Here is a 14,038-nt window from a genome sequence, read left to right on the forward strand (position 1 = left end):
ATGAGTCTGCCGCCCGGATTCCTTGACGACCTGCGCAACCGCGTCCCGATCAGCCGGATCGTGGGACGGAAGGTGACGTGGGACCTGCGGCGGTCCAACCAGGCCAAGGGCGACTGGTGGGCGCCCTGCCCCTTCCACGGCGAAAAGACGGCGTCCTTCCACGTCGATGACCAGAAAGGCTTCTATTACTGCTTCGGCTGCCACGCCAAGGGCGACGCCTTGGCCTTCCTGCGCGAGGCCGAGGGCTTGGGCTTCATGGAGGCCGTCGCCGTCATGGCCTCGGAGGCCGGGGTGCCCATGCCGGAACGCAGCCCGCGCGAACGTGCGCAGACCGACCGGCGCACGCAACTGGTCGAGGTGATGGACCGCGCCGTCCGCTGGTTCCGCCTGCAACTGCAAAGCGGGGCGGGCGGGGCCGCGCGCGACTACCTGTCGCGCCGGGGGCTGGACGCGGCGGCGCTGGACCGCTTCGAGATCGGCTTCGCCCCCGACCTGCGGCAGGCCCTTCTGCGGCACCTGACGGATGCGGGCGTTCCCGAGGCGCTGGTGATCGAGGCGGGGCTGGCGGCCAAGCCCGAGGACGGCGGCGCGGCCTATGACCGCTTCCGGGGGCGGATCATCTTTCCGATCCGCGACGGACGGGGACGCTGTATCTCGTTCGGGGGCCGGGCGATGGACCCGAACGCGCGGGCCAAATACCTCAACGGCCCGGAAACGGCGCTGTTTGACAAGGGGCGCAACCTTTACAACTTCGGGCCTGCCCGCGCGGCGGTCGCCAAGGGCCAGCCACTGGTGGTGGCCGAGGGCTACATGGACGTGATCGCGCTGGTCCGCGCAGGCGTCGAGGGCGCGGTCGCCCCGTTGGGCACCGCCATCACGGAAGACCAGCTGCGCCTGATGTGGCGCGTGGCGCCCGAGCCCGTGATCGCGCTGGACGGCGACGCCGCGGGCCTGCGCGCGGCCATGCGGCTGATCGACATGGCGCTGCCCTTGGCCGGTCCGGGACAGGCGCTGCGCTTTGCCCTGCTGCCCTCGGGCCAGGACCCGGACGACCTGATCCGCGCAGGCGGGCCGGGCGCGATCCGCGCCGTGCTGGAGGGGGCGCAGCCGCTGGTGGATCTGCTCTGGCGCCGGGAAACCGAGGGGCGCGTCTTCGACAGCCCCGAACGGCGCGCCGCGTTGGACAAGGCGCTGGACGACGCCGTGGCGCGCATCCCCGACCAGGCCACGCGGGAACATTACGCCCAGGAACTCAAGCGCAAGCGCTGGGCGCTGTTCGCCCCGCCCCGTGCCGCCAAGGGCCGGTTAACCCGCCGCGACGCGCCCCAGCCGCCGGTGCCGCAGACCCGCGCCTCGGCGCTGGTGGCGACCGACCCGGGCGAGGCGCTGATCGAGGCGATGATCCTTGCGCTCTGCGCCGCCCATCCGGACCTGGTCGCGCGGGTCGAATCGCGGCTGGAGCGGCTGGAGCCAACGGACCTAGGCCGCGCCGCGCTGGTCCACGACCTGCTGGCCGGGTCCTCAAGTGCCGCGGGGCGGGCCGCCCTTGACGCCATCATGGCCGATCCCCATGTCCGCTGCGCCCCGGCGATTTCCCATCCCGCGGGCGCCACGGAAACCGCAGAGCCGCTGCTTCTCAATGCGCTGGACCGGATCGAGGCCCATCGTGCCGCCCGCGAGGAAATCGCGCGTGCCGAGGCCGAGATCCAGGGACTGGCCGACGAGGGCCTGACCTGGCGCGTCACCCAATCGGCGCGGGCGCGGCTGCAGGCCGACCAGCCGTCGATGGGCGGCGGGGACGACCTTGGCGAGGACCGCGACGAACTGGCGGCGCGGCTTCGCCGGGCCTTGACCGAGGAAATCTGGCGAAAACGTCGCTGATTGCGGCGAATCAGGGAACCGAATCAGGCGTCGTCCGCTTTGCCGGGCGGCGTCTTTCGATTAGAACCGCCGGAATCCCGGCATCCGATTCGCATGATTCGCGAATCAGCTTGAAAGGAACCGCCCCATGGCCAAGGACGACGACGACAAGCCGGAAGCCAAGGACGACGATCATTCGCTGGACATGAGCCAGGCGGCCGTCAAGCGCATGATCGCCGACGCGCGCGAACGCGGCTACATCACCTATGACCAGCTGAACGCGGTCCTGCCCCCGGAACAGGTGTCCTCGGAACAGATCGAGGATGTCATGTCGATGCTGTCCGAGATGGGCATCAACGTCATCGAGGACGAAGAGACCGAGGAAGCCGAGACCGGCGGCGCCGTCGTCCCCGCCTCGACCAGCCGCGAGATCGCGGTGGCCGCGCCCGAGACCGAGAAGCTCGACCGCACGGACGACCCGGTGCGGATGTACCTGCGCGAGATGGGCTCGGTCGAGCTGCTGTCGCGCGAGGGCGAGATCGCGATCGCCAAGCGGATCGAGGCCGGCCGCAACACCATGATCGCGGGGCTGTGCGAAAGCCCGCTGACCTTCAAGGCCATTACCATGTGGCGGCAGGAGCTTCTGAACGAGGAGATCCTGCTGCGCGACGTCATTGACCTGGAAACGACCTTCGGCCGGTCCATGGCCGACGAGGACGAGGACGATCTGCCGGTGGACCTGCCGCTGGCCGAGGCCGCGCCCGCCGAGCGCACCAAGTCCTGGGGCGACGAACTGGACGCCGACGGCAACCCGCTGCGCCGCGATTCCGACGAGGACGAGGATGACGACGGCCAGAACCTGTCGCTGGCCGCGATGGAAGCCAGCCTCAAGCCGCGCGTCCTGGAAACGCTGGAAGCCATCGCCGACGACTACGAAGATCTTGCGCATATGCAGGACAACCGGATGTCGGCCACGCTGAACGAGGACGGCACCTTTTCCGCCGCCGACGAGGCCGCCTATCAGCAGCTTCGCACCCGCATCGTCGGGCTGGTGAACGAGCTTCACCTGCACAACAACCGCATCGAGGCGCTGGTTGACCAGATCTACGGCATCAACCGGCGCATCGTGACCATCGACTCGGGCATGGTGAAGCTGGCCGACGCCGCCCGCATCAACCGCCGCGAGTTCATCGACGCGTATCGCGGCTCGGAACTCGACCCGACCTGGATCGACCGCATGATCCAGAACAAGGGCCGCGGCTGGCAGGCGCTGTTCGAGCGTTCGCGCGCGCAGGTGGAAAACCTGCGCGGCGAGATGGCCATGGTCGGCCAGCACGTCGGCGTAGACATCGAAGAATTCCGCCGGATCGTGAACCAGGTCCAGCGCGGCGAAAAGGAAGCCCGCCAGGCCAAGAAGGAGATGGTCGAGGCGAACCTGCGCCTCGTGATCTCGATTGCCAAGAAATACACGAACCGCGGGCTGCAGTTCCTTGATCTCATCCAGGAAGGCAACATCGGCCTGATGAAGGCGGTGGACAAGTTCGAATACCGGCGCGGGTACAAGTTCTCGACCTATGCGACCTGGTGGATCCGTCAGGCGATCACCCGGTCCATCGCGGACCAGGCGCGGACCATCCGCATCCCGGTCCACATGATCGAGACGATCAACAAGCTGGTCCGGACGGGGCGGCAGATGCTGCACGAGATCGGCCGGGAACCGACGCCCGAGGAACTTGCCGAAAAGCTGCAGATGCCGCTGGAAAAGGTCCGCAAGGTGATGAAGATCGCCAAGGAGCCGATCTCGCTCGAAACCCCCATCGGGGACGAGGAGGACAGCCAGCTTGGCGATTTCATCGAGGACAAGAACGCCGTCCTGCCGCTCGACTCGGCCATTCAGGAGAACCTGAAGGAAACGACGACGCGGGTTCTGGCTTCGCTGACGCCCCGCGAGGAGCGGGTCCTGCGGATGCGCTTCGGCATCGGCATGAACACCGACCACACGCTGGAGGAAGTGGGCCAGCAGTTCAGCGTGACCCGCGAACGCATCCGCCAGATCGAGGCCAAGGCGCTGCGCAAGCTCAAGCATCCCTCGCGCTCGCGCAAGCTGCGGTCCTTCCTCGACCAGTGACGCGGGGCGCCCGGGTTAATAAAAGATTAACGGGCGCATTCGCAGTATCGTCAACCTCCGGGCGACCCCATGATCCAGCTCAAGCTCTTGATCTGGTTCATGGCGCCGGTGGGCATGATGGCTGCGATTTCCTTTATCCTCTACCGCAGCGAGACCGACATCCGTCCCGGCAGCGAGATGGCGCGGGTGCTGATGGACAAGGCGCGCCGCTGGAACGAGCGCTTCGACCTGACCGGCTTCCTGCATCACGAGGACGGCTTCTTCTTCCAATGGCTCGAAGGCCAGCCCGACAACCTGGCCGCCATCATGGAGCGGATCGAGCGCGACCCCCGGCACCGGAACCTGACCTATCTGGCGCGCGGCACGCAGGCCGAGCGACAGTTTTCCCGTTGGCGGATGGGCTATTCCACGCGCAGCGAGGCCTCGGTCCTTCGCTGGCTGGCCGATCATCCCGTCGTGATCCGAGAACGGAAGGAATACGCGGCGGGGATGCTGGCCTTCCTGCGGGAACGCGAGTCCCTGCTGAACTGAGCCTCAGCAGAGCCGCTCGATATGGGCGGCCAGGGCGTCGGTGTAGGTCTTCAGGAAGCCGCGCAGGCTTTCGTCGGTGACGGTGCCGTCCTCGGCGAATTTCTCGGGCTCGAACTTCAGGTAGAACTCGGGGTGGCCCATCACGACCATGCCCAGCGTGACCATCTGCGCCTTCAGCGCCAGTTGCGCCGCCGCCGTGCCGATGGCGCCGGTCGCCGCCCCGCAGCAGCCCGCGGGCTTGTTCACCCACACCGACTGGCCCCAGGGACGGCTGCCCCAGTCCAGCGCGTTGACCAGAACGCCGGGCACCGTGCGGTTGTATTCCGGCGTCACCAGCAGCACGCCGTCGGCCGCCGCGATCTGCGCGCGCATCCGCTCGACCGCCTCGGGGCCGCGGCCTTCGTGCCACAGGTCGTCGTTGTAAAGCGGCAGGTCGCCGATCTCGACGAAGTCGAAGGCCAGCCCGCCCTCTGCGACCTTCGCCAGCGCCTTGGCAACGGTATGGTTGATCGACTGCGAACGCAGCGACCCGACAAGGACGGCAACGGTGCGGGACATGGCAGCTCTCCTGATCTTCAGCATCTGTTAGGGACAAGTGCGAAAGCTTGTTGATGTTCCCGAACGGATTGGCAACACCACGAGTCCGTGACAGGGGGACCGGCGATGGCGTGGGTGGGCGATCTTCAGGCGATGCGCGTGCTGGCCCTGGCGCTGGCCGTCGCGGTGGCAATCCTGCTGGTAATCCTGCGGCGGCAGGCCGGCGCTCTTGCGGCGGCCCAAGCGGCGACGTTGAACGCAAAGGCCGAGACGCAGGCGGCGGGCCTGCGCGCGGCCGAGGCCACGGCCCGGCTGGACGGGCTGACCCAGCGGCTCGAGGACTTGGGCGACGAACGGGACGAGCTGCGCGACGCCCTGCATGCCAGCCGCGAACGCCTTGCCATGCTTGAGCGCGAGCTTGCGGGCGCCGCGACCCGGCTTGAGTCCGCATCCACCCGCGCGGCCGAACTGGAAGGCGAGCGCGCCCAGTTGCGCCGCGCGCTGGACGAGACGCAGGCGCAACTGGCCCGGCAGGGGCGGGAATTGGCCGAGGTGCGCCTTGCCGCCGCCAAGGACCGCGAGACGGCCGAGCAGAACCTGGCCCTGCTGCGCGAGTTGCGCGAGGAGATGAGCGGCCAGTTCCGCCTGATGGCGGATGAGTCCCTGCGCCGTCAGGGGGCCGACCTGGAAAAGGCCCACAGCGAACGTCTGGCTGCCCTGCTGACCCCCTTCCGCGAGCAGGTGCAGGGCTTCCAGACAGAATTGCAGGCCCGCAACAAGGCCGCCGACGAGGAGCGCGCCATGCTGCGCGAACAGATCGAGGGGCTGCACCGGCGATCCGAGGAGATCGGCCGCGACGCGGTGGCGCTGACCCGCGCGCTGAAGGGCGAGAAGCAGCGGCAGGGCGCCTGGGGCGAGATGATCCTGGAACGGGTGCTGGAAGGCTCGGGGCTAGAACGGGGAACGCATTACGTCACGCAGGAAAGCTGGCGGGCCGAGGACGGCAAGCTGTGGCGCCCCGACGTGGTCGTGCACCTGCCGCGCCGGAAGGTGCTGGTGATCGACAGCAAGGTCTCGCTGAACGACTACGAGACGGCCGTCAACGCCGAGGTGCCGGGCGACCGCAACGCCGCGCTGAGGCGCCATGTCACGGCAATCCGCACCCATGTAGCGACGCTGTCGGACAAGGGATACCAGCGGATCGACGACGCCTCGGTCGATTACGTCGTGATGTTCATCCCCATCGAGGGCGCCCTGTCGGAAGCCCTGCGCGTCGATCCCGACCTCGGGCTTTCGGCCCTGAACCAGCGGGTCGTGCTGGCGACGCCCATGACCCTGATGCCCATGCTGCGGACCGTCGATCACATCTGGGCCGTCGAGCGGCGCGAAACCAACGCGATGGAGATCGCCCAGCGCGCGGGCCACCTTTACGACAAGCTCGCGCTGTTCGTGGACGCGATGGAGGACGTGGGCAAGTCTCTGGACGGGGCGGTGCGGGCGCATGGGCAGGCCATGGACCGGCTGACCCGCGGCGGGGGCAACGTGATCGGACAGGTCGAGAAGCTGCGCGCCCTGGGTGCGCGGGCGCAGAAGCGCATCTCGGTCGATCACGATGCCGAAGCCTCGCCCCCCCTGCGGCTGCTGGAAGCGGGGGAACAGGGGCAGACTGCGCCTATGTCGTAGGTCCGTCCAGATGTAGTGATTCGCTGCATCCCCTATGCAAATCCTGCGACAGTCCCTATTCTAAAGGACAGTCATGGATGCATGGGGACGAACCGATGCGCTGCCCCTTCTGCGGAAACGCCGACACCCAGGTCAAGGACTCGCGCCCGGCCGAGGATAACGTCGCCATCCGCCGCCGCCGCTTTTGCCCCTCCTGCGGGGGGCGCTTCACGACCTATGAACGGGTGCAGCTGCGCGACCTGGTCGTGCTGAAATCCAATGGGAGGCGCGAGGATTTCGACCGCGACAAGCTGGCCCGCTCCATCCGCATCGCCATGCAGAAGCGCCCGATCGAGTCCGAGCGCATCGACCAGGTGATCTCGGGCATCGTGCGGCGGCTGGAAAGCATGGGCGACACGGACATCCCGTCCAAGGTCATCGGCGAGATCGTGATGGACACGCTGGCCCGGATCGACACGGTCGCCTATGTGCGTTTTGCCAGCGTCTACAAGAATTTCCAAGCGGCGGACGACTTCGACCGCTTTGTGTCGGAACTCCGTCCGGCCTCCGAGTGACCCCCGACCTGCGCCACATGGACCACGCGCTGCGGTTGGCGCGGCGGGGCTTGGGCAACGTCTGGCCGAACCCCGCCGTGGGCTGCGTCTTGGTGGCCGTGGACCGGATCGTGGGTCGCGGCTGGACCCAGCCCGGCGGACGCCCCCATGCCGAGCGGATGGCCCTGGACATGGCCGGTCCGGCTGCGCGCGGCGCCACAGCCTATGTCACCCTTGAACCCTGCGCGCACCACGGCCGCACCCCGCCCTGCGCCGAAGGACTGATCCATGCGGGCGTGGCGCGGGTCGCCACGGCCCTGACCGACCCCGACCCGCGCGTCGCCGGGCGCGGCCATGCCATGCTGCGCGCCGCCGGGATCGAGGTCACCGAGGGGCTGCGGGCCCAGGCAGCCGCCGCCCTGCAGGGCGGCTTCCTGAGCCGCGTGACCAGGGGCCGCCCGATGGTGACGCTGAAACTCGCCACCAGCTTTGACGGGCGGATCGCCACCGCTACCGGCGAAAGCCGCTGGATCACGGGCGAGGCCGCGCGCCGCCATGTCCACCTGCTGCGCCTGATGCACGACGCCGTCATGGTCGGCGCGGGCACGGCGCGGGCGGACCGTCCGGCGCTGAACGTGCGCGGCTTCGGCCCCGTCCGCCAGCCCGTGAGGGTGGTGCTGGCGAACGGCGCCATCCCGCCCCTGCCTCACGAGGATGCCGACCACGGCCCCCTGTGGGTGCTGCCCGGCCCGCCTGCCGAGGCCTTGGCCGAGCTTGGCCGCCGCGGGATCACGCGGGTCTTCTGCGAAGGAGGCGGCCAGCTTGCCGCCGCGCTGCTGGCCGAGGGGCTGGTGGACGAACTGGTCGGCCATACCGCCGGCGTGGTCCTGGGCGGCGACGGGCGCGCGGCCGTGGCGCCAATGGAACTGGCTGCCCTGGCCGATGCGCCGCGCTTCCGGCTGGCCGAGACCCGGGCACTGGGTGGCGACGTGCTCCACCGCTGGGTCCGAAAAGCGTAGGACAGGGCGCGGCTGCCCTCTGGAAAAGGCCCGAAGCATATTCTCTGACAAGCCCCGGTTCAGAGCGCGCGGGCACAAGGCAAAGGATTCTTCCCGGCCTACTGCGCCTCAAGCGCGCGCTGGTCTGCCTTGCCGCCATCCTCCGGGCTTTCTATCCTGCGCCCGATGCCGGTTCGCGCCACCTTTTCCCGCTTCTGCCGCCTTGCCGCGCTTGCCGTGCTGCCGGCGGCCTGCGGCGGCGCGGACGATGCCTATCCCCGCCTTGTGCCGCTGTCCGAGCTGAACGCCCCGCCCGCGATCCCCGCCCATGCCGCCGAGGCGGCCGCCGATCCCGAGGCCGTGGGCGAAGCCCTGCGCGCCCGCCGCGCCGAGGCGGCCGCCCGTGCTGCCGCCGCACAGGGGACCCCTGCGGATACCGCCGCCCTGACCCGCCGCGCCGCCGCGCTGCGGGATCGCGCCGAGGAACTGTCCCGCCGCGATCCGGGCGCGGCGGGCGTCTCGGTCAGCGCCGCGCCCTCACAGTCCGCCCCAGACACCGACCCGGAAACCGCCGCCCGTGCGCGGGCCCTGCGCGAGCGCGCGCGCCGGATGCTGGACGGCGATGCGGCTCCTGCCGACCTTCCGCCCTGCCCCCCCGGCACGGCCGACCCCACCGCCGCCGGCTGCCTGCCCCGCTGAAGCGGCCGTTCACCCCCAGAGGATACCCATGCCCGTCATCACCTGCATCGACGACCTCAAGCGCCTGCACAAGGCGCGCACCCCGCGCATGTTCTACGACTATGCGGAATCGGGCAGCTACACCGAACAGACCTTCCGCGAGAACACGACCGACTTTTCCAAGATCCGCCTGCGCCAGAAGGTGGCCGTGGACATGACGGGCCGCAGCCTCGCCTCGGACATGGTGGGGCTGCCGGTCTCCATGCCGGTGGGCCTTGCGCCCGTGGGGATGACGGGGATGCAGCGGGCGGATGGCGAGATCAAGGCGGCCCGCGCCGCCGAGGCCTTCGGCGTGCCCTTCTGCCTGTCCACCATGTCGATCTGCTCGATCGAGGACGTGGCGCTGCACACCACCCGGCCCTTCATGTTCCAGCTTTACGTGATGAAGGACCAGGAGTTCCTGGAGAACATCATCGCCCGCGCCAAGGCCGCGAACTGCTCGGCCCTCGTGCTGACGCTGGACCTGCAGATCCTCGGGCAGCGGCACAAGGACCTCAAGAACGGGCTTTCGGCGCCGCCGAAGCTGACCCCTTCCTCCATCGCGGACCTCGCGACCCGCTGGCGCTGGGGGATCGAGATGCTGCAAACGAAGCGCCGTTTCTTCGGCAACATCGTGGGCCATGCCAAGGGCGTGACCGACACCGCCAACCTCGCCAGCTGGACGGCCGAGCAGTTCGACCCGCAGCTCGACTGGACCAAGATCGCGCGCATCCGCGACCTGTGGGGCGGCAAGCTGATCCTGAAAGGCATCCTGGATGCCGAGGACGCCCGCATCGCCGCCGACTTCGGCGCGGACGCCATCGTGGTCTCGAACCACGGCGGGCGGCAGCTCGACGGCGCGCTCAGTTCCATCCGGATGCTGCCCGAGATCGTGGCCGCCGTGGGCGACCGGGTCGAGATCCACATGGATTCCGGCATCCGCTCGGGCCAGGACGTGCTGAAGGCGCTGGCGCTGGGGGCGCATGCGACCTGGATCGGGCGGGCCTGGGTCCATGGTCTCGGCGCCTTGGGGCAAGAGGGCGTGACCGCCGCGCTGGAGGTGATCCGCAAGGAACTGGACATCACCATGGCGCTGTGCGGCGAGCGCGACATCCGCAACGTCGGCCGCCACAACGCCCTCGTCCCCGCGGAATGGAGCCGCGACTACGTCTGAGCCGCAGCCCGCTCGGGGCTGGCAGATTGAATGTGACGCAGCGTCCCGGAAGGCGTATGTTCATGGCATCCGGCAGTTTTCTTCCCCGCGCGGGAGCAGGCGGGTCGTCGCGGCTGCCGGCAGGACTCCGATGCATCATGCTCCGGGAGGGACCACCATGAGACTTCGTTCAGGCTTCGCGGCGGGGGGGATCGTCCTGCTGACCCTGGGCGCCGCGCAGGCGCAGTCCGTCGCCACGGACGCGAATGGCCGGACGCTTTACACCTTCGACCAGGACAGCGGCGGGACCTCGGCCTGCTACGACCAGTGCGCCGTCAACTGGCCGCCCGTCCTGGGACAGGAGGGCAGCGAGATGGGGCCGAACTGGACGCTGGTCCCGCGCACCGACGGCACCATGCAGATGGCCTACAAGGGCAAGCCCGTCTATTACTACATCGGCGACCAGAATCCCGGTGACGTGACGGGCGACGGCAAGGGCGGGGTCTGGCACGTCCTCAAGCCCTGACCCGCCGCCCGCGCGGGCCCTCGCAGCCGGCCGATCTTCTCACTTTCCAATCCTCCGGCACCCGTGTATAGGGCCGGCTTCCGGTCAGGCACCCTTGGAGGCTGGCCGGCTGCAACCTGAAAGGAACGAACATGGCCAAAGAGATCCAGGATCTGGTGGCCGAGGCACGCGCGGGGACAGGCAAGGGGGCCGCCCGCCAAGCTCGCCGCAACGGCAAGGTGCCCGGTATTGTCTACGGTGACGGCAAGGAGCCTCTGGCGATCCAGATGGACTTCAACCCCCTTCTGACCAAGCTGCGCGCCGGCCGCTTCATGTCCACGCTGTGGAACCTGAAGGTCGAGGGCCAGGACGACGTCCGCGTCATCTGCCGCGGTGTCCAGCGCGACGTGGTCAAGGACCTGCCGACGCACATCGACTTCATGCGCACGCACCGCAACTCGCGCGTGAACCTGTTCGTGCATGTCGAGTTCATCAACCACGAGGACAGCCCCGGCCTCAAGCGCGGCGGCACCCTGGTCGTGGTTCGCCCCGAGGTCGAACTGGTCGTCACCGCCGGTGACATCCCCGAGCAGATCGTCGTGGACCTGAAGGGCCGCAAGATCGGCGACGTGATCCACATCGACGACGTGGAACTGCCCGCCGGCGCGAAGCCCACGATCGACCGCAACTTCGTCATCGCCAACATCACCGCGCCCTCGGGCCTGGCCGCCAGCGACGACGAGGCCGAGGAAGCCCCCGCCGAGGCCTGATCGCCACGGACGAATGACCCTGAAGGGCGGTGCCACGGCGCCGCCCTTTCGCGTTTCCGGGCCTCCTGATCTTCTGTCCGCAATCATCCCGGAATCGTCCTATACGACGACGGGGCAGAGCCCTGGTCGGCGCACCCACCTTTCACCCCCTCCCCTTCGTTGCTACATCCCCCCGCATGACCCACCCCATCCATATCGTCGGCGCCGGCATGGCGGGCTCCGAAGCCGCGTGGCAGGCCGCCCAGGCCGGAGTCCCGGTGATCCTGCACGAGATGCGCCCCCAGGTCGGCACCTTCGCCCACAGGACGGGCGACTGCGCCGAGATGGTCTGTTCCAACAGCTTCCGCTCGGATGACGACGTGAACAACGCCGTGGGCCAGCTGCATTGGGAAATGCGCGCGGCAGGCGGCCTCATCATGACCGCCGCCGACCGCCACAAGCTGCCCGCGGGCGGCGCCCTGGCCGTGGACCGCGACGCCTTCTCGGCCGACGTGACCGCCGCCCTGCGCGCCCATCCGCTGGTCACCATCGAGGCAGGCGAGATCACCGCCCTGCCTGACGAGGGCAACTGGATCATCGCCACGGGGCCGCTGACCTCGGCTGCCCTGGGACAGGCGATTGCGGCGGAAACCGGGGCGGATGCGCTCGCCTTCTTCGACGCCATCGCCCCCATCGTCCATGCCGACACCATCGACATGAGCGTGGCCTGGCGGCAATCCCGCTATGACAAGGGCGAGACCGAGGAGGAGCGGACCGCCTACATCAACTGCCCCATGACGCGAGCGGAATACGACGCCTTCATCGACGCCCTTCTGGCCGCCGAGAAGACCGAGTTCCACGAAGGGGAAACTGCCGGCTACTTTGACGGCTGCCTGCCCATCGAAGTCATGGCCGAGCGCGGCCGCGACACCCTGCGCCACGGGCCGATGAAGCCGGTCGGGCTGACGAACGCCCACAAGCCGGGGGAGAAACCTTACGCGGTGGTCCAGCTTCGGCGGGATAACGCACTGGGAACACTGTATAATATCGTCGGCTTCCAGACGAAGATGAAATACGGCGCGCAGACGCAGGTCTTCCGCATGATCCCCGGTCTGCAGGACGCGAGCTTTGCCCGGTTGGGCGGCATCCACCGCAACACCTTCCTGAACTCGCCCACGCTGCTGGACGACCGGATGCGGTTGCGGTCCCGCCCTCAGGTCCGCTTCGCCGGGCAGGTGACGGGGGTCGAAGGCTATGTCGAAAGCGCCGCGATGGGTCTGCTGGCGGGCCGCATGGCCGCCGCGCAGGCGCTGGGGCGCGACCTTCTCCCTCCGCCCGGCACGACGGCGATGGGGGCGCTGGTCCATCACATCACCGGCGGCGCCGAGGCCAAGACCTTCCAGCCGATGAACGTGAACTTCGGCCTCTTCCCCCCGGTCGAGGCCAAGTCGGGCCGTCGCGGCCGCAAGGACCGCTATCCGGCCTATACCGACCGCGCCAAGCAGGATTTCCAGGTGTGGCTCTCGGCGCAGTAAGGCGAACGCGCTTTGCGCCATCGCCCACCGGGCCGCTGCACCTCGGGCACGCCTTCGCGGCGCTAACTGCCGCGCGGCTGGCTGATCCCGGCGAGTTCCTGCTGCGGATCGAGGACATCGACCGTTCCCGCTGCCGCCCCGAATGGGAGGCGGCGATCCACGAGGACCTGCGCTGGCTCGACCTTTCCTGGCCGCAGCCGGTGATGCGCCAATCCGACCGCCTGCCCTCCTACCGCGCGGCGCTGGACCGGCTGGCGGAGATGGGCCTGCTCTACCCCTGCCGCTGCCGCCGGGCCGACATCGCGGCGGCCCTCTCTGCCCCGCAGGAGGGCGTGATCGGCCCCGATGGCCCGGTCTATCCCGGCACCTGCCGGGGGCGAAGGATGAGCGACGCCGGCCACGAGGACGCGATCCGGCTGGACGTGCGCTGCGCCTTCGAGCGGCTGGGCCTCGATCGCATCGGCTTTCAGGACGAGGTGGTGCTGCCCGGCCAGCGCCATGAACTGACGGCCGAGGACTTCATCGCCGGGGTGGGCGACGTGGTTCTGGCCCGGCGCGGCATGGGGACGAGCTATCACCTGTCGGTCGTCGTGGACGATGCCGCGCAGGGGATCACGCTGGTCACGCGCGGCAAGGACCTGTTCGACTCGACCTACATCCACGCGCTTCTACAGGCGCTGCTGGAGCTTCCGCAGCCGCTTTACCATCACCACCGCTTGGTCCGGGACGATGCGGGCAAGCGGCTGGCCAAGCGCGACGACGCCCGCGCGATCCGCAGCTATCGCGAGGCGGGGCTGACGCCCGCAGACATCCGCCGGATGGTCGGGCTCTAGATCCGCCGGTCCGGATAGCGCGACAGCAGGTCGTTGGTTTCCTGCGTGTTGCGGTAGATCCCGGAGGCCACGAACATCAGCCCGGCCATGAGGACGACGTAAAGTCCGCCGCCCACCAGGATGGCCAGTCCCTGCCAGAAAGAGCCGAAGGGCTGAAGCATCGCCCCGATCCCCGCGACGGCCACGGCCAGCAGCGCCAGCACCGTGAACCAGACGAGCAGCCGCTCGGCGCAGTCGATGAAGAAATCCCGCATTCCAAAACTCCGTTCAGACAGG

General features: G+C 68.9%; 14 protein-coding genes. 12 read left to right on the plus strand and 2 right to left on the minus strand.

All coding sequences use genetic code 11. The features are described 5' to 3' along the window. The 3 genes from dnaG to BLQ03_RS07320 all read left to right on the plus strand — a co-directional run bounded on the left by dnaG (window position 1) and on the right by BLQ03_RS07320 (window position 4,519). Window positions 1-1,881, plus strand: coding sequence for a DNA primase (gene dnaG / locus BLQ03_RS07310; protein WP_090754356.1), 1,881 nt, complete (start codon window positions 1-3; stop codon window positions 1,879-1,881). Window positions 1,882-2,008: 127 nt separating this feature from the next. After that, window positions 2,009-3,988, plus strand: coding sequence for an RNA polymerase sigma factor RpoD (rpoD, locus tag BLQ03_RS07315; RefSeq protein ID WP_090754357.1), 1,980 nt, complete (start codon window positions 2,009-2,011; stop codon window positions 3,986-3,988). Between the two features lie 69 nt (window positions 3,989-4,057). Further along, complete coding sequence (locus BLQ03_RS07320; protein WP_090754359.1) at window positions 4,058-4,519, plus strand: BLUF domain-containing protein; 462 nt, start codon at window positions 4,058-4,060, stop codon at window positions 4,517-4,519. A gap of 3 nt (window positions 4,520-4,522) precedes the next feature. Here the strand turns inward: BLQ03_RS07320 and BLQ03_RS07325 are convergent, their stop codons facing one another. After that, window positions 4,523-5,077 (minus strand): NADPH-dependent FMN reductase, encoded by a 555-nt coding sequence (locus BLQ03_RS07325; RefSeq protein ID WP_090754360.1) that lies wholly within the window; start codon window positions 5,075-5,077, stop codon window positions 4,523-4,525. Between the two features lie 105 nt (window positions 5,078-5,182). Here BLQ03_RS07325 and BLQ03_RS07330 point away from each other — a divergent pair, with 105 nt between their 5' ends. The 9 genes from BLQ03_RS07330 to gluQRS all read left to right on the plus strand — a co-directional run bounded on the left by BLQ03_RS07330 (window position 5,183) and on the right by gluQRS (window position 13,762). Further along, window positions 5,183-6,739 carry a DNA recombination protein RmuC gene (locus BLQ03_RS07330; protein WP_090754362.1) on the plus strand — a complete coding sequence of 519 codons (1,557 nt, stop codon included), beginning with the start codon at window positions 5,183-5,185 and terminating at the stop codon, window positions 6,737-6,739. A gap of 95 nt (window positions 6,740-6,834) precedes the next feature. Next, window positions 6,835-7,293 (plus strand): transcriptional regulator NrdR, encoded by a 459-nt coding sequence (nrdR, locus tag BLQ03_RS07335; RefSeq protein WP_090754485.1) that lies wholly within the window; start codon window positions 6,835-6,837, stop codon window positions 7,291-7,293. 17 nt (window positions 7,294-7,310) lie between these two features. Further along, the gene (gene ribD / locus BLQ03_RS07340; protein WP_090754487.1) at window positions 7,311-8,291 is read left to right on the plus strand and encodes a bifunctional diaminohydroxyphosphoribosylaminopyrimidine deaminase/5-amino-6-(5-phosphoribosylamino)uracil reductase RibD; all 981 of its coding nucleotides are present in this window, start codon (window positions 7,311-7,313) and stop codon (window positions 8,289-8,291) included. A gap of 165 nt (window positions 8,292-8,456) precedes the next feature. Then, window positions 8,457-8,969: a hypothetical protein gene (locus tag BLQ03_RS18245; protein WP_175558786.1), complete on the plus strand. Its 513-nt coding sequence runs from the start codon at window positions 8,457-8,459 to the stop codon at window positions 8,967-8,969. Window positions 8,970-8,997: 28 nt separating this feature from the next. Further along, window positions 8,998-10,161 carry an alpha-hydroxy acid oxidase gene (locus BLQ03_RS07350; RefSeq protein WP_090754363.1) on the plus strand — a complete coding sequence of 388 codons (1,164 nt, stop codon included), beginning with the start codon at window positions 8,998-9,000 and terminating at the stop codon, window positions 10,159-10,161. A gap of 157 nt (window positions 10,162-10,318) precedes the next feature. Then, complete coding sequence (locus BLQ03_RS07355; protein WP_090754365.1) at window positions 10,319-10,666, plus strand: COG4315 family predicted lipoprotein; 348 nt, start codon at window positions 10,319-10,321, stop codon at window positions 10,664-10,666. Between the two features lie 131 nt (window positions 10,667-10,797). Beyond that, window positions 10,798-11,415, plus strand: a complete 618-nt coding sequence (locus BLQ03_RS07360; protein WP_090754367.1) for a 50S ribosomal protein L25/general stress protein Ctc — start codon at window positions 10,798-10,800, stop codon at window positions 11,413-11,415. A gap of 176 nt (window positions 11,416-11,591) precedes the next feature. After that, window positions 11,592-12,929, plus strand: coding sequence for a methylenetetrahydrofolate--tRNA-(uracil(54)-C(5))-methyltransferase (FADH(2)-oxidizing) TrmFO (gene trmFO / locus BLQ03_RS07365; protein ID WP_090754368.1), 1,338 nt, complete (start codon window positions 11,592-11,594; stop codon window positions 12,927-12,929). Next, window positions 12,911-13,762: a tRNA glutamyl-Q(34) synthetase GluQRS gene (gluQRS, locus tag BLQ03_RS07370; RefSeq protein ID WP_090754370.1), complete on the plus strand. Its 852-nt coding sequence runs from the start codon at window positions 12,911-12,913 to the stop codon at window positions 13,760-13,762. Before trmFO ends, gluQRS begins: the two co-directional genes overlap by 19 nt. Here the strand turns inward: gluQRS and BLQ03_RS07375 are convergent. Further along, the gene (locus BLQ03_RS07375; RefSeq protein WP_090754372.1) at window positions 13,759-14,016 is read right to left on the minus strand and encodes a hypothetical protein; all 258 of its coding nucleotides are present in this window, start codon (window positions 14,014-14,016) and stop codon (window positions 13,759-13,761) included. The genes gluQRS and BLQ03_RS07375 overlap by 4 nt on opposite strands. Between the last annotated feature and the right edge of the window lie 22 nt (window positions 14,017-14,038).

It is taken from the genome of Paracoccus chinensis, from assembly GCF_900102885.1.
GTDB lineage: Bacteria > Pseudomonadota > Alphaproteobacteria > Rhodobacterales > Rhodobacteraceae > Paracoccus > Paracoccus chinensis.